We start from the raw sequence: 20,748 nt of genomic DNA on the forward strand, positions 1-20,748 counted from the left end.
TAGCAATGGAATCAACAGTGGTGCATATAGCCGGGTGGAAGAGGGAGCTTCAGGTCAGGGAGGTAATGTCAATGTCACTGCGGGAACACTTAGAGTAACCAAAGGCGCTATTATACAATCTAGTACCTACGGACAGGGGAGTGTGGGGAGTGTGAGTATTAACGTCCGCGATAGAGCTTCCTTTGATGGAGTGGGTAGCAATGGAATCAACAGTGGTGCATATAGCCGGGTGGAAGAGGGAGCTTCAGGTCAGGGAGGTAATGTCAATGTCACAGCTGGGTCGCTTAAAGTAACTGATGGCGCTGTTCTAAATACCAGCACCTTTGGACGGCAGGGAGGGTATGCAGGTAACGTGAACATTAACGTCCGGGAACGGGCTGACTTTGAAGGGCAGGTGTCCGATTTTAATCAAGTGACTTCCGATTTATTCAATAGTGGTGCATACAGCCGAGTGGAACCTAGATCTGTGGGAAATGCGGGTAGTGTTAATATTACCGCAAATACACTCAGAGTAATCGATGGAGCGGTTTTAACTACAAGTACTGATGGACAGGGGAAAGCAGGCAATGTGACCATTAATGCAGGTGATGTTATCTTTGATGGGGAGGGACGCTTTAACTATTTACCCGGATTTGGATTTAGACAATCCAGTGGCGTATTCAGTGCTGTAAAAGCGAATGGCGAGGGTCAGGGGGGGAATGTCAATCTCACTACCAGGTCTGTGTCTGTAACCAATGGCGCTATCCTATTTACCAGCACCTTAGGATCGGGGAATGCGGGAAATATTCTGGTTAATAATACTGATGTTGTAACTCTCTCTGGGGTTGCCCCTGATGGCTTTTCTAGTGGATTGTATAGCTCTACTGAGCTAGGGGCAAAGGGTCGGGGAGGAGAGATTACAGTCAATTCTGCTGTCCTGCAAGTGCAAGATGGGGCAGTTATCAACGCCCAAACCCGAAATACAAGGAACGGAGGTAGCGTTACTATTAATGCCAATACCTTTGAAGCTACTAATGGTGGACAAGTTCTCACCACTGCCCGCAACGGTGGCGGCAATGGTGGTAACATCACATTTAACATCTTGAACAATGTTACCCTTTCTGGCAGTGACCCTGCCTATGCAGAACGGTTTGCCAGATTTGGTCAAGATGTCGTTGCTAGTGTAAACCCCGCTAGCGGGTTGTTTGCCAATACCGACGTCAATTCTACAGGGGCAGGCGGCAACATATTCCTTCACTCGAATCAGTTAACCATTAGAGATGGGGCTGTAGTTACAGTGAGCAGTCAAGGGTCAGGAATTGCTGGTGATATATATGCTACATCTCGGAATGTTTTTCTAGACAAACAAGGAGCTATTGTTACTGAAACTTTTTCCAGTCAAGGTGGCAACATTAAACTACAAGTGCAGGATTTATTGTTGATGCGTGACAACAGTCGGATATCTGCTACTGCTGGTTTAGGAGGTGGTGGTGGAGATGGTGGCAACATCATAATAAATGCCAAAGACGGCTTCATTGTTGCCTTTCCTTTTGAAAATAGCGACATCACTGCTAATGCTTTTGAGGGTAAGGGTGGTTTCATCGACATCACGGCTAGGAGAATCTTCGGGCTAGAGCGCCGTGAACAACTAACACCACTTTCGGACATTACTGCTTTTTCACAACAGAATCCTCAGCTTAATGGCATTGTACAAATTAACACACCCGATGTTGACCCTAGCCGGGGATTAGTGCAATTACCCACAAATCTAGTTGATGCTTCCCAACAAATTGATACTAGCTGCTCTCCAGGCAGCAGACAACGAGCCAGTTCTTTTGTTGTCACCGGACGCGGCGGCTTACCTCCCAGTCCCAAAGACGTTATCACTCCTGATGCCACTCAAATAGATTGGGTGTCGGTTAAACCCACCAACAACAACCGCTCCCTACCGCCTGTTACCATTAAACCAACTACCGCTACACCAAAACCCATTGTTGAAGCTACTGGTTGGGTAAGAAATGCATTAGGGGAAGTGGAACTCACAGCGAATGCACCCACAACACCTCATAGTTCCTGGCAGAACCCTGTATCTTGCCGTGCTTCAAAGCACGATAAAAATTTCTGATGAGGTTACTGCCAAAGGTAAGGCGATCGCCTGATGAGAAAACCTACAACCAAGGTAACTCTTTCTTAGCATCCTCGAAGCTCTGAAACTTGCGAGGCTTCCACCCCTCTATAAACGCCTTTCTTAAGAAATTTGTAGCGTGGTCGCTGTCTCCTATTTTGTCCTTAGACTCCAAAAGATACAAAAATGCTGACTCCAGATGGTGTGGATTACTGTCAATCGCATCTTGCAGTTCTATACACTCAGGGTTCACCCCAAGCGTTTGTGCTGCATACCAATACTGCAAAAAGAGTTCTTTTTCGGACTCGTTGTAGCTGGGTAACGGCATTGGTAGCCAAAGTTCTACTGGGTCAGGTTGCCTGATACCTAACCAAACCTCTGCAAGTCTTGCTATTCGGCTTATTTCACTCAGATTCCTCATGTTTGCCCTACGTAAGCTAATCATCTTACTTAGTGTTCCCAGAGACAAAGAGTAAACTATCATCAATCTTTTGGCGTACTTCGCGGCTCACGTAACAATCGCTGTTGAGGCAATCAACTAGTAGTTTATTAGCGTCGTAATACTGCTTCAGGAGTTCCTTTTGAGCATTAGTGAATTGCCAATCATGACCAATGTTGCGATGCTCAATCATCACTGCTCTGAGTTGTTCAGTCCAAGCTTGACCGTTTTCCTGCCACCATTGCTTGTCTGCTTGTGTTGACTGTTTTGGGTGTTTGCGTTTGAGTCGTAAAAGTGATTGCTTTAATTCCGGGCTAAGGTCTCGATAGAAGGCACGGTCTTGGTCGAAATAGAAGACAAAGCTGAGGGCGAGGTTGAGGTCTCGGTCGAGAGTGCTGGCAAGATGGAGGTAGAGGTCGAGGGTGCTGGTGAAACCTTGGTATTGGTTTCGGTCGAAGGCGCTGTCAAAATCTTGGTTCCGGTCAAGGGCGAGGGCGAAGTAGAAGGCTCGAACAGCAGCAGGCTTATAAGGCGCTTCTACAGATTCAGATTTTTTTTCAACCCATGTAAGGAACTGCTGCAACTTTTCATCGCTTTCTAGAATTTTATCAATTTTTTGTTGCATTAACTGCAATAACTTATCTGCACTGTCTAACATCCCCACTGTTAGTAAAAAGACTTCTCGCCAGCGCTTTTCGGTAATGCGGGTAGCTAAGGCTTGTAGTGTTTTATCATCTACTGCATATGGGTTGGCACTGCTAACAAGCTTTCTCGCAGTAAAGTACTCGTGAAAAGTCAAATGTGAAAAAGAGTAAATACCTCTAGCACGTTCTACAAATAAACCATGCTGCGCTTCAATTGATTTGAGTACTGCTTCACTGTCTAGTTGCAGTGTTTCAGGATCTGTGTTTGCTTCTGGTAGGTTTTGGATATATTCAGTAATGTATCTTTCAACTTCTTTTTGTTTAAAGAAGTAGTTACCTTGTTCAAAAGTGTTCAGAGCAATTTGGCTGAGTAAATCTTCTTTACGTTTTAGAGATAACTTTTTGTATACTTGGTCGCGTTCAATATTTCGCTTTACATCCCACTTTTTGAGTAGTACATCTAAACCTTCTTTATAAAGCTCCGAGCGATTGGAAGGAAAGTTACCCGATTCTTCAAATACCAAACATAACAGTGTTAACAATAATGGACTAGTTGCTAGTTCCTGGATTGGCTCGTCTTCTTCCAACTTCTTTATAAATCGCTCAGCTTTTACCAAATCATCCTTTGCTTTAAACCATTTATTTACAAATTCACTAATCTGCGATTTATTAAAATCAGCTACTTCAACTTCAGTAAATTTTTCATAGGTGTATTCCCGCGCTGCAATCCTACAAGTAACGACAAACTGATTATTGTGATATTTCTCAGAAAATTCTTTAATTTGATTTATTACTCGGCTACTATCTTCTTCACGAACTTCATCTAAACCATCCAGTAAAATCAGAAACCTGCCAGAAGTTAGCAGTTCACTTATTTGGGTATCCGTTATTAAGTTATTTCCTAATTCCTGGAGAATAAATTCTTGTAAACCTAGTTTATTCTGAGTTTCTGCGAATTGCTTAAGTGTAATAAAAATAGGAATTCTATTGGCTTGAAAATTTTCAGAGATGCACTGGATAGCTAAATACTTCAAAAATGTTGTTTTACCTGCACCTGGTTTACCCAAAACCATCAGTTTCGAGTGACGTTCTACCGCTTCTAATCCGGGAATTCGCTTTTGAGTTATTTTCCCCAACCCTATACGCGCAAACTCATCTGATTCTGTATTAAAGTTTTGTACCAATTCTTCAATTTCTCGCCGCTGTCGCCCTGTGATTTTCTCCAGAATATTGACGTTGGTGTAAATGTCATTTAACTCAATAGGTTGGTTCATATCCAGTACTCGCATTGTGCCACAGCGTTCTAGGATATGTGGTTTTATTTTTTCGCGTACCTGTTGCACCAAATTAATATTAGTGTTTGGTTCCTCATTATGTGAATGAGCTTCGCCAGTAATTTCTTGCCAATCTAGATTTAAAAAATTACATATTCTTACAAAGTTTGTCCTGTCTACTGGCGTACCACGAAAAAAATTTGTAACTGTTGGATGGCTAAGCTGTACCCTTTCCTCTAATTGCTGTTGTGATAACCCCTTATTAGTTAGAGATTTTCTCGCTAGGTCAATACCATCTGGACACGCTTGAAGTGAACGCTTTGCTTTCTTACGTTTAGCTTGTTCTGCCATATCAGTAAAAGTTAAGAATTATACAAGCTCACTAAAATTTCTAAAGTTTTACTAAACCCTACTAAAGTCATACAGTTCAGAAACCTTGCCTAGACTGAACTTTAAGCGCCGAACTGCGAGACTAAGAGCAGTTGAGGTACTGAGATTCATAACCGAAGTCTCTCCCCTACTTTAAGTAAGCAAGCTTGGTTGTAATCTCAAACCAAGCTTGTGAGCAAATAAATTCCTGTCTGGAGCATAGCATGAAGTTACCTAAATTTAGTTTTACTCGGTTGACAATGTACACAGGCTATGTTGTGGGGTTAGTCGCAGCATTATTGTTCATTTCGACTAAAGACCCCCAAGTTTTGAATATGGTTCCTTTGGCAAAGGTTTTTGTTGATACTGCCCAAATAAGTGCGCAAATAGAAAAAGATAAAAAACCTAAACAATTGAAGGATAAACAAGACAAAGATTAGGTTAGATATTAAAAGCCCCCAGTTGTAGTTCTGGGGGTTAATTCTTTGTCACAATTTTTTTAATTAACTCAAAACAAAAACTTCTTCCACTGGCACTACTTCTATTATCACCTCTGGCATTTGAGTTTGTGCTAAATCACCTTGTAATTTAAATTATTGAACAAGGCAATCGTGAATAACGTTGACAATTTTAAAATGTTCATCCTGAGATTTTGATGTGATTGATGTGGAAAACCTTAAGTATTCACCAACACAGGGAATTCTCAATAATCGTATTCTAATTCAATCTTCTCTTTTAAATTCAGCCGGAAACCAAACAAGTACTTCAATCATTATTCTCTACCCAATCAGTACAATCTTCTTTCAAGCCTGGATGCACGGTACACGGTAATAGTTCGTCACTCGAATAATATTTACACTGGAAACATTTAGCATATTTTGAATTAAGCTTAGCTTGTTCTATTTCAGCATTAATCCTTTCCATCTCCTCATCACACAATCTTTCACCAATTACAGCTAATCCTGAAGCTAACCCAATCAAGAATAATCCTGCGCCACTAGCAGTACTGCCATAAAATAATGCTTTCTGAATTGTTTGTCGGTGGGGTGATAGTAATTGTCCAATATTAATAATACCAGTTGCTGTTAGTCCTCCCAAGCACGCACCACCACCCATGATTAAAACAGCTATTCCGAACGATGCTGTCCATGTTGTGGTGCCTTCCAAAAGTTTTATTTTTAAGAGTCTCATATTCTCCCCTAACATTAATCAAATGTGATTTACTAATATCAAATGCTTGGGTAATGGTTTGGTAATGCTTACCGACTTCTTAACGGCTCGTTAACGGTCGGTAATGGCTTTCGGTAGCTTACCGCCTTTACACAGCAAGCATTACCGCGATTCTCGGTAATGTCCGTTAACGGTCGGTAATGGCTTACCGAGGGGGTAAACGGGGGTCGATCTCATCGTTAACGGGATTACCGAGATTGCTCTCAAGTCATTGCCAATCAATTTTTAGATATCTACCTTCTGCATCAAAAGTTAATCGTTGCTCTACAACTAATTCTCTTAATGCCATTAGTAAAGTAGAATCATCTAAAGGTCTTAGCTTATTAGCGTCTTTTAGCTCTTTGATTGACTTTGGTAATTTGTTCTTAGCATTATCAAAAAAGCTAAGGACTAATTGTGCTGGCTCGGATAACTTAGTGGAATTAGTATCTTGCTCTTGTTCTACCTGTTCTACTTCTGGCGAGTTAATAACTTCCGTTTGCAATTTGAAACTGTTCTCAAGATTATTTATTGCATCACTAATTTTTCCCTCATACTCAATAGGCATATCAAGCTGTGGATTTTCATCAAGTAATTCTGGAAAGAAATTAAGCAATGTTCTAGCGGGGTCGGGTTGACCTGTTGCTGGATTAATTTCTGTTTTCATCCAATCAGGAATTATGCCAATCTCACCATTAGTGACAGCTTTCTCAAAACTATCTGGGTCTGCTAAAAAATATCTACCAGTTGCGACTGAGATTGATTTGAGTGGAGATAGTTTCAAGCTAGTAGCCTCACAGCCGATAAATGTAGCTCCTGACTTAAAAGTATCTGCAAAACCAGCAGTGTTTCTAGTTCCAACCCAAGACGTTAGATTTTTACCGTGTAGCACAATAAATATTTGTGCGCCTTTCTTATTAGCACGGGTAAATATAAATCTAATGATCCACTGTTTCTGGTCATCATCCAAGTATCCAGATAGAGCCACAGTTTCGTCAACAACTAGAATGATATCTTTATATTCATTTTGTGAGGCATTATCCATTTCTTGCAAATACTTGTACAAGGAAAGCGCTACTTTAGCATCAGCTTTATCACCGCTTAAAGAAGGATAATTTAATCGGCATACTAATTGGTCACATTTGAACGGGTAAATATCATCACCAGCAGTGAAGTAATGAATCTTGGTCTGTGGTTCTAGTGCTTTACTCAGAATAGCTAAGATTGCCATTAATGTACCTTTCCCACCGCGTTGATTGCCTGCAATTATGGTAATTTGGTCTTGGATGCATTTAGCTAAATCGAAACCACTACGATTTAAAGCTTCAATAATTGCTGTTGCGCGAACTTCAAGTGGTAAACCTAACAACTTTGATTTGTCGGGTATCTGTTGTACTGATGTAGCTTTGGTATCAATTGCATTTAATTTTGTGTCATTACCAATAGGTGTTGCTGTTATTTTCTGCTCAGTAGTGGTAAGAATGTCCACAGTAGGTAATGCGAATTGATTAATATCTACTGTCTGTGTTTCTGGTAGTTGAAACGGTTCATTTGATTGAGCAATTGTTTTAACTTCCTCAACTTTCACCCGCGAATCAATGGTCACATGTTGCAAATGATCTAGCATCGTATCTTGTGTCGGGATTTGCTTCCCTTTCAGCTTTACAAACCACCCAAATAACCAGCGATATGCATAGAACCTTTTCCCCGGCTCTACTTGCTGCAAGTATTGAGTAATAGTTTCAAAGTTACGATCACTGTAAATAAATGCATACTCTTCAGCATGGTGACGTGGGAGGAATTTGACAGTATCAGTTAAGTGGTCAGCCTGATAGTTCCGTCGGGCGTCGTAGTCTCCAGCACGATTTAGCGCATCTAAAAAGTTCCCTCTCACAAAGGGTAATGGTGCTATCTCCTTAGTCCTGTTGTAATGCTCAATTAAAAACCATAACCATGCTGCACCGCCAATCATGCCACCAATTACCATAAATGGGTTGATTGCATAACAAATGGTTCCAATTGCTGCACTAGCTAAACCAAGAACGCGAGTAGTATCCGCTTCCATTTCAGCAGTCCTAGCTTGCTCAAACAACTGATCCTTTCTCTCTTGCAGCCACTCTGCTATATTGCCACCTTCAAGATGTGACAAGCTGGGATATTGGTCACGTAACTTATCAGTTTCTCGTGTCGTAATTTTGGGAATATTAGGTACAGCAGGTTGTGTATTTTCTGATTCAAAATTGGTAAAATTCATAGTAAACACCCGATAATTGTTATTAAAAACCTTGATGTATTTCCCGTACACCAAGGTTAAGAATTTAATCTTTAGTCTTTAGTTAACTGCCACACTTTGAAACCAATCTCACCAGATAGCATTGTGCCAAGGTTAAACAAGAAGCACCCCAAGATCATTAATGGTGCTGTGTAAGATAATGGGTTTCTAGCTGCAAATGTTGTTACGAGGTCGAACGCCCACACTGCTAAGCTAACGTATCCTGCACTAGTACGATCTCTCATTCCTGCTGCTTTATAGTCCTTCCAAAGCTCCCCTACTAAATCAATCTTTCCAGATGGTTTAGATTCCAATTCATAAACCATGTGATCTTCTAAATCGCGTCTGGCAGCATCTGGATTTTTACCACGTAAGGCATACGCTTCTATTACTTGAATTCCTACAGCAATTACAAATGCTAAATAGAAGAAAGGATTAAAGATTGCAAACACAACATTAGCCCAACTCCAGCTAGTTTCAAACCAGGGAAAAACTGGACGCTGTTGAAACAACGTTTGCCAGATAGAATCAGTACTAATTGCACTGCCAATCAAAAATAGCACTCCACCAACAACAGCGCGACCAGTTCCACCGTTTGATACGAATTGAGCAACTATTGCAGCTGCAATTCTGATGGGTAGCCCAATTATTAGAACTAACCACTTTGCACAGAAATCTATTATTTGACCAATTGTACGTTTCTTCTCTCCACCGCTTGATGAAGATGAACTAGTACTATTATTAAATGGTGTCATTGCATTTATCTCCTTAATTAACTTGGTCTACCGTTACAAGCATTTTGATAACGATGCTTCCAGTACCACTGGTTATTCTCTATTCGCCCGATGCACTTACCAGATGAATCGTATACATACACAACTTCATCAACTCCCCAACCTGTTGTGTCTGGTTTAGGGTCATGCTTTGGAGTGTCAAAATAACGTCTCACCCTTAGTTTTGACGAATTTGGCGCTAAACCACTTTTGTACAATTGTTCAGAAGTTTTAGCTCGTTCTAAGATGCGCGATCTCTCCAGTTCTTCTTGTGTGAGGAGGTTTTCAGCTTGCAGTTGCTTTTCTGCTTTATATCGTTCTGCTTCCACATAAGCACCAACTTTGGGAACGATGGGGATAATTACTGGCATCGCACAAATTCCTACACCACACAAGGCTAGAGATAATTGTTTGATGTACATTTTGACTAATTCCTATCAATTAATTGGGGTGGAAGTCCCACCCCATTACATCCCTATTCAGGAATTGGTTGATTTTGGATCTGATTAGCCAGAGTGACTATAAAACCAAGTGCCTCATCCCAGCTAATATGCGAGTAGACTGCTTTACGAATTTCTTCTATCTCATCATCACTCACCTCTTGATAGCAGGGGTGAGTACCCTCTAAATTTACGCAAGTGCTGCTCATATCATCGGCAATTTGAGATAGAAGATCTAATTTTTGAGTTTTAGTCAAACGCTCCAATTGAGTACCGTATGTCTCAGTAATCCAATCAAAGAATGACATTGTTTTCTCCTGGTAATTCTGTTAGCTCTCGTGAAATTTTTAACTGTATCTGAGATTAGTTAACAAGCATTCAATTACACCCAAAACATCACAAAAATGCAGTTATTGAACTATTCGTTCAGCAGCATTTTCAACTTCATCTCTGATATTTTCATCCTCAAAACTTGTGCGTTGCCTTACTAGATTCTGCTACTTGTGATATCAACCACAGTTTCTCGTTAGGTTTTAGATTCTCACAGCCATTACCCCAGGCTTCTTCCATCTCTTCTAGTAATCCACCATCTCCATAGGTGTAATTCGTGAATTTGCCAATTGGTTGCGACATGATAAAATCCTCTATGTTGTTGTTTATCGTTTCAATGCGGTAAGACACACCCCGTTGCTGGGGTTTTGCATGTACACTCTGAAGGGCAGTGCTAAGATTCGCAGTCCAGCACTGCTCCCTCTTATCGATTTACACTCCACCCATTGTGCTTTCGTGTTTCTGCTGATGCCATGTCAATTGGAAGTGTCTTTTCTTTGTTTGAAATAACAATCTTTCCATCATCTAGCTCGGCATAAACAACACCTTGTACACCAGATGGAGAATGCACTACTTCCTCATCTTTTTTGAACATAATTTTCCCTCTCCTCACTCAAAAGACGGTAAGCTTCCTAATAAGTCAAGTGCTAATTGCAAATCAACAACTTGGTCTAGGCTTAAAGTTGTAATGTAGTTAACCAAGTTTTCATCGCTACTAGACTCCTGAACTAATGCTTGAAAGTATGTTGGTGTCCAATCATCCGATTGTGTTTGTATTAGAAAGTTCAATTGTTCTTGAGTAAACATTTACTCTCCTACCCAATATTCAGCTTTGAATTATTCGTGTCTCTCCATTGGTCTTGAATACTGTTGCACCTTGATAATGTTCTGACACTGATTTGATTTCCGACAATTTTCGCCCAAGCATTTTGGCAGCTTTTTCACGTAAAGCCCTTTTCGCGGTTTTGGATAGTTCCATAGTTATTGATAATTGAAAGATTCCAATTGGTTTAAGTCCAAAGCTTTTAGTTTGTTGTCGGAATTTGTTTTGATTAACTCCCTAACACCGTCTGACATATGCAGTTGCTCAGGTTCAAGTTCAAACACTTCACGGTATACTGCGCGTTCTGAAAGTTTTATTTCACCACCACGAGCGCCCTTAAATATGTAGGTGAACTTACCTCTGGCATCATCACCACGGCGGGAATAGGTTAATGTTTTGTGGCGGTATTGGTATTTTTTACCGGGCTTTAATAGTGATGTGTCGGTCATTATTCATCCTCCAAAAGTTCTTCAATCTGCTCTTGAATTTGAAGATATCGATTGCGTAAACTATCTAATTCGTTTCGCATGACAAATAAACCGATATCGCTAATCCATCCGTGTTTCATCACGGATTTAAATGCTTCTGTGTTGGCAATAGCGTCAAATGCGGCTTGTACTTCTGCTATCAGATTGAGAAATGTTTGTTCATCTTGTTGACTCATAACTAACCCTCATTTAGAAACAACGAAACTTTAGCTTTCTTTGGCTTTTCAATTGGCGGTTTTTCTGCGGCGATAATCTCAGCCTTACCAATTCTTTTAGCCTTATGCTCGGCAATAATAAAGTTGATCACCTCACCCAAATCTGGCTCATTTAATTCCCTAGCTAATTGCTCTAGGTATGGGTGGTGAGGTTTCCGAATTACCACCCTAATCACGTTATTGTTCTCCTAACAGTTCTTCAGCAATTTGTTTTAAACCGCGAACATTAGACCAGACACCATCGGGTAAAGCTTTAATTCCTAAATCAGCTAAAGCCTCATCTACGCCAGGAAGCATAGAACCACCACCAATACAGATTAAGTTTTTAGCTGTAGCCATCCAGTCTTGAGCAGTCCGGACAACAGGAGATAAAGCTGTTAACGCCCACTTCTGTACAGCCTCAAAGTAGATATCTTCAAAGTCAATTTGAGTGCTGCCATATAGGAATTTACCGCTTTCAATTCCTTCTCTGACAATGTGTTCAAGTGGTTTTAAGTTCTTGACTCTGAGTCGATTTTTCAATTCTGTGCTATTAGCAATGGCATCAATCAGAGCCTGTACACCAATATTTTCATAACGTCGATCAACAAATCTTCCACCACGACTTAAAGCAGTAACAGCAGTAGTCCCATTGCCCAAATCAAACAATACAGTTTCACCGTTCTCAAAATCAAAGTTCACATCTCCGTAATGAGCAAATATAGCTGCTCTACCTTCCTCCAAAACGTTGAGAACTTTAATTTCAATTTCTATTGGTTCACCAGTTAAATGAAACCTAACTTTGTGATTCCCGAAAAGGGCTTTTGATAAATCATTGCCCAAAGCCGAATAATCATGAATGCTTACACACATTGCTAATCGAATTGGTGAAACTAAATCAAACTCGGATAAACTTGAAAGAAGTAGCTGCAAAGCATAATCAGGTTTTCCCGATACTTTGTTGCTTACTTGCTCTACTTTTTTGGATCTACGAGTTAGGTTAAAAGCTTCATAGCCACCTACCCACTTCTTATTAATTAGGTTGTTACGATCACCTCCAACATATTCCACATATCCTGGTAATGCTTGTCGCAGTTCTGATACGTACTCAATGTAACTAGGAATACGCTTTTCTTGATTGGCTATCGCTATTTTTACAGAGCCATTACCCACATCTAGCCCAGTGGCAGAATAAGCCACTTTTTCAAGGGTGGGCTTACTGGCAGTCTTGAGCGCTTGTGTCATGATATTTTTATTGATTTTTCAAGGTTCTGTTCAGTTATTGCAAGCATTACACGTTAAGCACTGCATCTCTGCGCTGTCGCTGTCTGGCGTTTTTGCCCTACTTCTCTAAATTAGCATGTACATATGCGTTCATGTACACATGTACAATAACTTTAATAAAACTTTACATGCAAGCGTGTAAACATGAAGGAGAGAACACTTGAGTGCAGGAGGGTATGTTACTGATTGAATAAGAACGAACGAGGGAAAAGGGGGAACCCTGACTATGCTTCCATTCAAGGATATGTCCCCAAGCAAACAGCACAATTATTTAAAATAATCTGCACTGCTTTAGACATTAGCCAGAGTGAAGTGCTTGAGCAGCTTGTTGCTGAATGGGTAAGAGCTAATGCTAAAGCAATCCCTAGCTATGAACCAGAACCACCATCTGAGACAATAGATAAAGTAGTTGCAAGAAATATTGAAAAATTAAAAGCGGCTAAATTGGGCATCAGGAATTTAGATGCGATCGCCAGCGGTAAAACACTGCCTAGTGCAGCTCAATTTGCAAAAATTGCTACTGCACTAGAATGGTCTGAGGAGGAACAAAAAGCTTTGTGGCACAAGACTTTTGGTTCAAAAAAGGAAAAAAGTAATGGATTTGCTTGAAATTTTAAACCATCATCCAGGATGGGATTATCGGCTGTCCCATGAAGGTGTAAACATCTACGCTCCCAGCAAGTCGGCAGCAGCAATCCTTGCTGATCTATACGAACATGATTTTCTGGAGACAGCTTTTAAACTTAAGGGAAAGGTAAAAATTGGTTGGCGACGATGCAGGCAGCCAATTGAGTTTCACGGCTGGATGGCAATGCATGAACCAGCACCGCATGAAACAGCACAAGCAATTTTAAGCAACGACGGGCGCGTATTTAGCTCAATTAAGGATCTGCCCCTACCATTACTCAAACGCATGGTCACCGCTGGTGAAAGTGATCTCCCCTGGAGCATTATCCGCAACTCTGACCAAAAAATTGTTATTCTCAACACTCCAATGTCAAATCTCATTGCCACACCAAAGGAACTCGCCACAGAGCGTGTATGCTCTGACTACTGGCGAATTGGGAACTGGGAAGAGTTACAGGATAGGTATCGGCTCTACGGGCATTTTACTTGGCACTACGATGCTGGTTTGAATGATTACACTTGGGCTGATCTGGAAACTGACTTTGAGCGCTTTGAGGTAGATGGGGCGATTTATGGTCAAAACATTATCTACCGCGTTGAAGTTGTGCCGATGCCGGAAGATGTGATGTTGCCCGTGTAAAAGCGATCATAGACAAAAATAAAACGCGCAGCGCTATTTAATTAATGCGCTGCGTATTTTAGATCAATTTATAAATTGCAATTAAACAAACTACCCTACCTTAACGTCAAAGTTTTCAATTTTATTCTGTTCAGCTAGTACTTTTATTTCATCAATTATCTTTGGTACAGATATCTGAGTTTGTCTACCAGCTTCATCTATTAAAGGAAATGCCTTGTGGCAAACATTCCTAAAGATTTTTTCTTGTATATCATTTTCTGCATTACATAAATCATGTACCTGAATTTCTATTTCTATATCAGGGTATTTACCAAATTCCCCAAAATTACAAAGTACAGCTTTGGGAAGAATTTGAAGAATTTCATCAATGGGACGCCTGGAGTTTTTAAAGCCTTTAATAATTTGCTGGAATGTCCATCGGTTGCGCAAGTGACGTAAAATTCTTAACAATATTAATTGATTCCAGGTGTAAAGGATAGCATATTGCCTGTCTGGCATAATTATCCCCGCTTCCTCCCACGTCAGCAACTGCGATCTAGTAAATCCAGAAAGATCCTTTGCTTGTTTTTGGGTGAACATTTTTGATTTTTCTAGCCTAGCCAAGCGCTGTACACGTTTCATGTCTGGTTCATCAACAGCAAATAATTTTAATTGTAGACGATAAGTTGATAATCTTCAAAAATGAACTATACTTAATACAATGCTTTAATCTGGCAGGTGCTTTAAATGGCACTCCGCCTTAAAAAGTAAAACCGCCAGATTTGCGCAGTTGGTAGCTGCCTCTGGCGGCATTCACACATTATCGCGAGTTGGTAGCTCGCTAATTAAATAATGTCAGAACGTAAATTTTTTGGCGACCATCTTGGAATCGCCTATAAGACAATTATTGCAAATTTTCTCGCCGTTTGCAATCGGATTACAAAAAACTTGGAATTAGCAGGAGGCGCAACATGGTAACGTCTCAGCGCAGTTCCAAAAGCTACAGAAAAACAGCGGCTGATACAAATCAATTCAACGTCCAAATAAACTGGATAACCCTAACATCATTGCTTCAAAGCCCCATAGCTTATCACCGAATTTTTGCAGAAATTGGGGGTGGCGCAACAGCAGGGTTGTTTCTGTCGCAAGCTTTTTACTGGAGCCAGCGTACCTCAGATCCAGACGGTTGGTTTTACAAATCGACCGCCGAATGGGAAGCAGAAACAGCGTTAACCCGGTACGAGCAAGAGACGGTACGAAAACGTTTGATCAAAAGCGGATTAATTGAAGAGAAAAAGCTGGGAATGCCTTGTACACTGCATTTCCGCATTAATAGAGAAGAATTAATTGCTGCCATAGTGCAAAAAGCTCAACCTACCTTAGAAGCTGAAACAACGCAAAATCAACAGTTTGGGGAAAACCACCAAACTAGTTCGGGGAAAACCACCAAACTAGTTCGGGGAAAACCACCAAACTTGTTCGGGGAAAACCACCAAACTGGCGAATCCCAAAACCCTTTCTCTGCAAGCGATTCAAGCGCTAAAAATTCACCAGAGATTACTACAGAGATTACTACAGAGAATACACACACAAGCGCCCCTAACGCCCCGCTCCCCTCCCAGGAAGAAAGTGTGTGTGTCGAAAATGAGGAAAACAAAGAGGTAGTAGAAGAATCCTCTTTTGGTACTCAAAATCAAAAAGCGGATCGATCATCAAAGTCGAAAATCCCTCATGTGGATCAAAGTTCCGCGCCGTCGCTTAACAAATCTTTACAAAATCAACCAGTACCGGAATGGTTTCAAGGAACACGAGAAGAATACTTAGAATTTTTGACATATAAGGGTAGCTTAATGGTGCGTGATAAGCTATGCACTCCAGAGGAAGCGGAAGCTAAAGCCTGTGCATGGGCGAAAAAGAATCCAGAAGAAGCGGAATTACTGTGGCGTGGGTGGAAGCGAAAAAGGGGGCAACAACAATTCCCAGATATTAAACCTGAAATTAAGCATTTGGTAATTCCAGAGTTCCACCAAATGTCAAAACAGGAACATGCTGCCTTACTTCAAGAATTCCTAAATGTGGGAGCAGAGGAATTTATAGCGGGTAATTATTGGCACAAATCATGGTTAATGTTCGCCGCCGACTTCCCAAAATTTATACCTGATATCACTCCAGAAATAAGCAAAAAAATCAGAAAGGTAGTGTAAAATATTATGCAACAAGAATTAAATAACCAACTGCCTCCCCAAAACATTGAGGCAGAAGAAGCGATACTGGGTGGAATTCTTCTTGACCCTGAAGCGATAGAGCGAGTAATCGATATATTAAAGCCAGAAGCTTTTTATGTCAGCGGTCACAAAGAGATTTACCGAGCGATGCAAAACTTGCATTTTCAAAATAAGCCAACAGATTTACTCTCAGTTACAAGTTGGCTTACGGATAAAGATCTGCTTACCTTTGTTGGTGGTAGAAATAAATTAGCCTCGCTCATAGATCGTACTGTATCAGCCACCAACATTGACTTTTTAGCAGAGTTGGTAGTTGAGAAATACTTGCGCCGTCAATTAATTAAAGCTGGAAATGAAATTGTACAATTAGGCTACTCTACAGAAATTGAATTACCAATTGTTTTGGATCAAGCCGAACAAAAAGTATTTTCTATTCGGCATCAAAATGAATCAAATAATGAGCCAAAATTACTCGCTGACATTGGAATTGAGGTTTACGCTGAGCTTGAAAATCTCAGCATGGGAATTGTAGCATCTGGAATTAAAACAGGATTTTATGATATTGATTCTCTGACTGGTGGGTTTCGCCCTGGTAGTTTAATTGTTGTTGCTGCCCGTCCTGGAATGGGCAAATCATCTTTCTGTTCCCAGCTAGGTTTAAATGTATCTAAATTGCACGGTTTGGCAACAATGATTTTTAGTTTAGAAATGTCTGATAAAGATATTTATACCAGATTTTTATCAAGCGAATCAAAAATTGATTTTAATCATTTACGCTCTGGAAAGATTTCTGATAGGCAATGGGAACCAATAATACAAGCAGTAGGGCAGCTTTCTGAAGCAAAAGTGATAATTGATGATTCTTCTTGCCCTAGCAGTGCCGAAATTAGATCTAAAGTTCGCAAAGCCATAGCTAAATATGGTCAATTGGGATTAGTAATTGTTGATTATTTACAATTAATGGTTGATACTGCTGATGCGCGACTTCCACAAAAGATTGGAGAAATTACCCGCCAGCTTAAATTACTATCACGGGAATGCAATGTGCCAATTATTATTATTTCGCAATTGAATCGTGATGTAGAGGGGCGAACTAATAAGCGTCCTATGCTTTCTGATTTACGTGATTCAGGACGAATTGAAGAAGATGCGGATATAGTGATGATGCTTTATCGCGATGATTACTACAACAGCGATAGCCCGGATAGAGGAATTGCGGAAGTGATTTTTGCGAAGCATCGTAATGGTTCTACGGGAACAGTAAAACTTTTATTTGATAGTCAATTCACCCAATTTAAAAATTTGGCACGTCCTAAAAATTCTTAAAGTATCAAAATGAAAAAACAACAACAATTTACAAGAATTGCAGCAGCAGAAATATTGTCAATCTCAAGTTACTATCCTAATTGCAAAATGGGAATTGAAGTCGGAAGGATTTTACTTGGATAGTTTTGTTAACCCGGAAATCCTATAGGCAACAAACCCACCTATAGGTTTTCGTGCAAATCATCACCAAGAAAAACAACATAATCCCCCCGCTGCCAATTTGAGCTAGCGGGAGGTACGGAGGTAGAAAGTATTTAAATACACAAAGCTTGATTGGCGGTTAGTTCTAATTCAGGGAACAGCCTGGACACAATCCGTTGATTTTTAGTGTACACAGTTTGCTGATAAACACCCTCAGACAGTAGACAGATAGTTACTTTATTTAAAAGTGGATCGACAATCCAATATTCACCAACGCCAAAATCAGCATATTCAGAAGATTTTTCATTATAGTCCCGGTCAACAGATTCGGGACTAACAACCTCAACAATTAATAGTGGTGGTGTTCGGAGAATGGCAGATGTTTTTTCAATAGTTTGTGCCTGCTCCACGGTCATGACACTCACGTCTGGTCTTCTGGGCTGTTTTTTAGTTAGCACCTCTGTACCATTGGGGCGTGGTTCCAAAGGTAATCCCAATCTTTCTTTTTCTAAAAAGAAACGCACCAGTAGGAGTGTAATAATCTGTTCATGCTTGCCAGTACCAGGAGGCATTTCTACCAACACTCCATCTTCAAGATCATAACGTTTATCTGTACCGTCATCAAAATTTAAATACTCTCTGAGCGTGTTGATTTTAAAAGGTGTCTTGGTCATGGGAAAAACCCCAACAGCTACACATTCTATAATAAGCAGTCTAATATTTAATAAATCGTGTAAGTAAAGTAATTGAGTAAAGCAGTACTTAGTCTCAATGACTACAAATAATAATTTATTGATACTTACTTACCAAGTAATGCTGACAGCACTGCGGTTGGGTATTAGAACTATATTGGGGGTTACAGTTGCATGAGCGAGTTCGTTTGTTACTAGTACCCCAAGTCGGATAAGTAACGACGAAAGCAATTGCGGCAATGCGAGTGATCGCAGCCAAAACCCTCACAGTCCTAATTTTTCAAAAATGTAGGTTAGAGTTACCTGTAGGCTGCTTTTACTATCGTAATTTTTAAAAAACTTTGGGTAGTAACTCGATCTCCCCCAAAAGTCACACTAGAACTAGGCTGCCAGATCGCGTTTCGATGACGGCAGTTAGTCGAATACCATTATCAACCTACGAGTTTTTGGGTTGAACTTAAGCCCCTATTGGGGGGGGATTTTGAGCTAGTTTTGTGACTTCCTCGACCGATAAATCAACAGCCCTAGCCACTTCGGAGATACTGTAGCCCATGCCCAAAAAGCGCTCAGCTGCTTTTAACTTGGTTTGGCGTTCCAAGTCTTGGTAAATTCGAGTTTCTTCGATACTCAGTCCTAACATGGCTTCCACTTCCTCTCTACTTAACTGTGAAAATTTGTAAACGGCAATGGTCGTGATTACCTCCATTATCTCGTTTTTTGCGAGAGTGCCTGTTTCTTCTAATTGTACCCGCTCAATCAATTGCTTAGCTTGCTCTGCCATCACGGAATCCGATGCGATCGTTAGCTGCATCAAGTTGATACCTATTGGCAACTGGTTCGGATCGCCCAACTCATTAAGATAAATTCGCTTTACTTGGTCGCTATTCAAAAATAATCGATGAGTTTTTTTATCGCTCGGTTCCAAAGAGCGTGATGGAAAAATTACCACACAATACCAGTCGTCATACTGAAACCGATTTCGGTTCAGGTACATCTGAGTTTCAGTGAAGAAGCGATAGTAGAGGGCTTCGTCCAACTGGAACTGAACCTCAGCGAAAAAGACAATTCTGGGTGTTGTCCCCTCTGGTGGTAAAAATACCCCGTCGATACGGAAGGCGGTTTCCTTCACTTCAACTGACTCAAATCGATAGTTTTGCGCTTGTTCTGGAGGGTTATCAACCAGTTCAAAAAGTAATCCAGGAAAGCGTTTAAATATTTGGTAATAGATGGAGTCTCTTTTCACTAAAATATCCTAAAATTTGTTCCGGATCAACTATTTACTCGCAAATTATATTAACACCCCCATGTATTGTACTTGGCACGGAGGTCAACTTACGACTGTTTCTTTTTAATGCCCAATGCCTTCTCAATCCGCTGCAGTTTCACAGTAGCGTAACCCGATTGTTCACTTGCATAATCAAGTTTCTGAATTACATCTACTGGTAACACCACTGCCGTTGACTCTAACGCAGAGGCAACTGCACCTTTTACCACATTGCCAACAACAAAATTGAAAGCCACCAGAATTGCAGTCAACACGCCCAGAACTTTCAGTCTATAGCTCCATGCCGCCCGACCGACGCCTAACAATTCTATTAGGTTTAGCAAGTTCAGCAGGCTTTTGTTCTTTTGTTGGTTCTGGCTTTTGTTCTGCAGCTGGTTCTGCTGAATTAACTCCTTGTTCCCGGACAGTTTCTCTATCAGTGCTTCTATCTTCTCCACTTTCTCGTAAGTTCCCCTCAGATGCGCCGAACTGTACATCATATGGTTCTCTACGTGTTGTATTAAAGTTAGTAAGTTCGTTGCTGCTATCCTCTCTTTCTCCACCGCCTCTATCCACTTTTGAAATAGTAAATTCGTGCTGGGAAGGCTTCCTTCTACGGCTTTCAAAAGCTTCAAGAGTTCTGGTAAGCTCTTCAATTGCTCCAGCAGCTGAGTCGAGGTAATGTCTAGACTGTTCAAGGCTGTCCCAAGCGCTTTGCTGGATTGGGCTAAGCTCTCTGTCACTTTGATATGTTGGCTGTCGATCTGAAGTTTCTCCGTTGTTATTTGGCTCCATTCATCCAACTCCTGTAAAACCGATTTAAATAACTGCCTAATATCTTCTGGTGCTTGTTCAATAAGTACTTTTAAGTGACCAATTGCTGCAAAAATCAAGAAGAATTCTTCATTGGGGTTAATCTCCCAATCCAGCACAAATTCCAGCACTTTGGCGCGATGTTCTGCTGATTCATTTTGCAGTGCAGCCGCCAAATTGTGCTTAGCACCGCTGTATTCCTTTTGTACGTTCATCTATTACTACTCCTATTACTCCTACTACTCCCTAATAGCGGCTAGTTTCTTGAAAATCCCCGCTTCACCGATTGCATCACCACTCTCTCTCAAAAAGCGCTTTATTCTTTGGCGGTCAATCTTCCCAAAACCCAAATCATTTGCTTTATCCAATGCTTCTGCAAATCCCAAGCTGTTATCTCG

24 protein-coding genes are annotated in these 20,748 nt (G+C 40.7%); 6 read left to right on the top strand and 18 right to left on the bottom strand.

Annotated features, from left to right (window positions below; genetic code table 11):
* The coding region (locus ICL16_RS00555) for an autotransporter outer membrane beta-barrel domain-containing protein (protein WP_190824951.1) at positions 1-2,104 on the top strand (2,104 nt) is incomplete at its 5' end.
* Between the two features lie 43 nt (positions 2,105-2,147).
* On the opposite strand, the gene ICL16_RS00560 is transcribed toward ICL16_RS00555, so the two are convergent.
* Both ICL16_RS00560 and ICL16_RS00565 read right to left on the bottom strand, forming a co-directional pair.
* Complete coding sequence (locus ICL16_RS00560) at positions 2,148-2,525, bottom strand: hypothetical protein (RefSeq protein ID WP_190824952.1); 378 nt, start codon at positions 2,523-2,525, stop codon at positions 2,148-2,150.
* 25 nt (positions 2,526-2,550) lie between these two features.
* The gene (locus tag ICL16_RS00565) at positions 2,551-4,812 is read right to left on the bottom strand and encodes an NACHT domain-containing protein (RefSeq protein WP_190824953.1); all 2,262 of its coding nucleotides are present in this window, start codon (positions 4,810-4,812) and stop codon (positions 2,551-2,553) included.
* Between the two features lie 242 nt (positions 4,813-5,054).
* Here ICL16_RS00565 and ICL16_RS00570 point away from each other — a divergent pair, with 242 nt between their 5' ends.
* Entirely contained in the window at positions 5,055-5,270 is a 216-nt protein-coding gene (locus ICL16_RS00570) for a hypothetical protein (protein ID WP_190824954.1), read from the top strand.
* Between the two features lie 325 nt (positions 5,271-5,595).
* On the opposite strand, the gene ICL16_RS00575 is transcribed toward ICL16_RS00570, so the two are convergent.
* The 12 genes from ICL16_RS00575 to ICL16_RS00630 all read right to left on the bottom strand — a co-directional run bounded on the left by ICL16_RS00575 (position 5,596) and on the right by ICL16_RS00630 (position 12,604).
* On the bottom strand, positions 5,596-6,021 hold the full coding sequence (locus ICL16_RS00575; RefSeq protein ID WP_190824955.1) for a hypothetical protein: 426 nt from the start codon (positions 6,019-6,021) through the stop codon (positions 5,596-5,598).
* Positions 6,022-6,268: 247 nt separating this feature from the next.
* Complete coding sequence (locus ICL16_RS00580) at positions 6,269-8,293, bottom strand: hypothetical protein (RefSeq protein ID WP_190824956.1); 2,025 nt, start codon at positions 8,291-8,293, stop codon at positions 6,269-6,271.
* A 71-nt stretch (positions 8,294-8,364) separates the two neighbouring features.
* Complete coding sequence (locus ICL16_RS00585; RefSeq protein WP_190824957.1) at positions 8,365-9,066, bottom strand: hypothetical protein; 702 nt, start codon at positions 9,064-9,066, stop codon at positions 8,365-8,367.
* Positions 9,067-9,083: 17 nt separating this feature from the next.
* Positions 9,084-9,506: a hypothetical protein gene (locus ICL16_RS00590; protein WP_190824958.1), complete on the bottom strand. Its 423-nt coding sequence runs from the start codon at positions 9,504-9,506 to the stop codon at positions 9,084-9,086.
* A 53-nt stretch (positions 9,507-9,559) separates the two neighbouring features.
* Positions 9,560-9,832, bottom strand: coding sequence for a hypothetical protein (locus ICL16_RS00595; protein ID WP_190824959.1), 273 nt, complete (start codon positions 9,830-9,832; stop codon positions 9,560-9,562).
* A gap of 157 nt (positions 9,833-9,989) precedes the next feature.
* A complete protein-coding gene (locus tag ICL16_RS00600; protein ID WP_190824960.1) occupies positions 9,990-10,157 on the bottom strand; it encodes a hypothetical protein in 168 nt (55 codons plus the stop codon).
* Between the two features lie 121 nt (positions 10,158-10,278).
* Positions 10,279-10,449, bottom strand: a complete 171-nt coding sequence (locus ICL16_RS00605) for a hypothetical protein (RefSeq protein ID WP_190824961.1) — start codon at positions 10,447-10,449, stop codon at positions 10,279-10,281.
* A gap of 14 nt (positions 10,450-10,463) precedes the next feature.
* Positions 10,464-10,661, bottom strand: a complete 198-nt coding sequence (locus tag ICL16_RS00610) for a hypothetical protein (RefSeq protein ID WP_190824962.1) — start codon at positions 10,659-10,661, stop codon at positions 10,464-10,466.
* A 174-nt stretch (positions 10,662-10,835) separates the two neighbouring features.
* Entirely contained in the window at positions 10,836-11,126 is a 291-nt protein-coding gene (locus ICL16_RS00615) for a hypothetical protein (protein WP_190824963.1), read from the bottom strand.
* Complete coding sequence (locus ICL16_RS00620) at positions 11,126-11,341, bottom strand: hypothetical protein (RefSeq protein WP_190824964.1); 216 nt, start codon at positions 11,339-11,341, stop codon at positions 11,126-11,128. Before ICL16_RS00620 ends, ICL16_RS00615 begins: the two co-directional genes overlap by 1 nt.
* A 2-nt stretch (positions 11,342-11,343) precedes the next feature.
* Positions 11,344-11,556 carry a hypothetical protein gene (locus tag ICL16_RS00625; protein WP_190824965.1) on the bottom strand — a complete coding sequence of 71 codons (213 nt, stop codon included), beginning with the start codon at positions 11,554-11,556 and terminating at the stop codon, positions 11,344-11,346.
* 1 nt (position 11,557) lies between these two features.
* Positions 11,558-12,604 (bottom strand): ParM/StbA family protein, encoded by a 1,047-nt coding sequence (locus ICL16_RS00630; protein WP_190824966.1) that lies wholly within the window; start codon positions 12,602-12,604, stop codon positions 11,558-11,560.
* 225 nt (positions 12,605-12,829) lie between these two features.
* On the opposite strand from ICL16_RS00630, the gene ICL16_RS00635 reads away from it, so the two are divergent.
* Both ICL16_RS00635 and ICL16_RS00640 read left to right on the top strand, forming a co-directional pair.
* Positions 12,830-13,252, top strand: coding sequence for a hypothetical protein (locus ICL16_RS00635; protein WP_190824967.1), 423 nt, complete (start codon positions 12,830-12,832; stop codon positions 13,250-13,252).
* Complete coding sequence (locus tag ICL16_RS00640; protein WP_190824968.1) at positions 13,239-13,910, top strand: hypothetical protein; 672 nt, start codon at positions 13,239-13,241, stop codon at positions 13,908-13,910. The genes ICL16_RS00635 and ICL16_RS00640 overlap by 14 nt, the downstream gene beginning before the upstream one ends.
* Positions 13,911-14,000: 90 nt before the next feature.
* Here ICL16_RS00640 and ICL16_RS00645 read toward each other — a convergent pair whose 3' ends face one another.
* Positions 14,001-14,531, bottom strand: coding sequence for a hypothetical protein (locus ICL16_RS00645; RefSeq protein ID WP_190824969.1), 531 nt, complete (start codon positions 14,529-14,531; stop codon positions 14,001-14,003).
* Between the two features lie 329 nt (positions 14,532-14,860).
* On the opposite strand from ICL16_RS00645, the gene ICL16_RS00650 reads away from it, so the two are divergent.
* Together ICL16_RS00650 and dnaB are read left to right on the top strand one after the other, a co-directional pair.
* Positions 14,861-16,093 carry a hypothetical protein gene (locus tag ICL16_RS00650; RefSeq protein ID WP_190824970.1) on the top strand — a complete coding sequence of 411 codons (1,233 nt, stop codon included), beginning with the start codon at positions 14,861-14,863 and terminating at the stop codon, positions 16,091-16,093.
* Between the two features lie 6 nt (positions 16,094-16,099).
* A complete protein-coding gene (gene dnaB, locus ICL16_RS00655) occupies positions 16,100-17,440 on the top strand; it encodes a replicative DNA helicase (protein WP_190824971.1) in 1,341 nt (446 codons plus the stop codon).
* Positions 17,441-17,694: 254 nt separating this feature from the next.
* Here dnaB and ICL16_RS00660 read toward each other — a convergent pair whose 3' ends face one another.
* From ICL16_RS00660 to ICL16_RS00670, 3 genes are all read right to left on the bottom strand, one after another.
* Positions 17,695-18,255, bottom strand: a complete 561-nt coding sequence (locus ICL16_RS00660) for a Uma2 family endonuclease (RefSeq protein ID WP_190824972.1) — start codon at positions 18,253-18,255, stop codon at positions 17,695-17,697.
* 475 nt (positions 18,256-18,730) lie between these two features.
* On the bottom strand, positions 18,731-19,516 hold the full coding sequence (locus tag ICL16_RS00665; protein WP_190824973.1) for an Rpn family recombination-promoting nuclease/putative transposase: 786 nt from the start codon (positions 19,514-19,516) through the stop codon (positions 18,731-18,733).
* A gap of 89 nt (positions 19,517-19,605) precedes the next feature.
* Positions 19,606-20,565, bottom strand: coding sequence for a DUF6753 family protein (locus ICL16_RS00670; RefSeq protein ID WP_190824974.1), 960 nt, complete (start codon positions 20,563-20,565; stop codon positions 19,606-19,608).
* Between the last annotated feature and the right edge of the window lie 183 nt (positions 20,566-20,748).

The sequence above is a fragment of the Iningainema tapete BLCC-T55 genome, assembly GCF_014698965.1.
GTDB classification, from domain to species: Bacteria; Cyanobacteriota; Cyanobacteriia; order Cyanobacteriales; family Nostocaceae; genus Iningainema; species Iningainema tapete.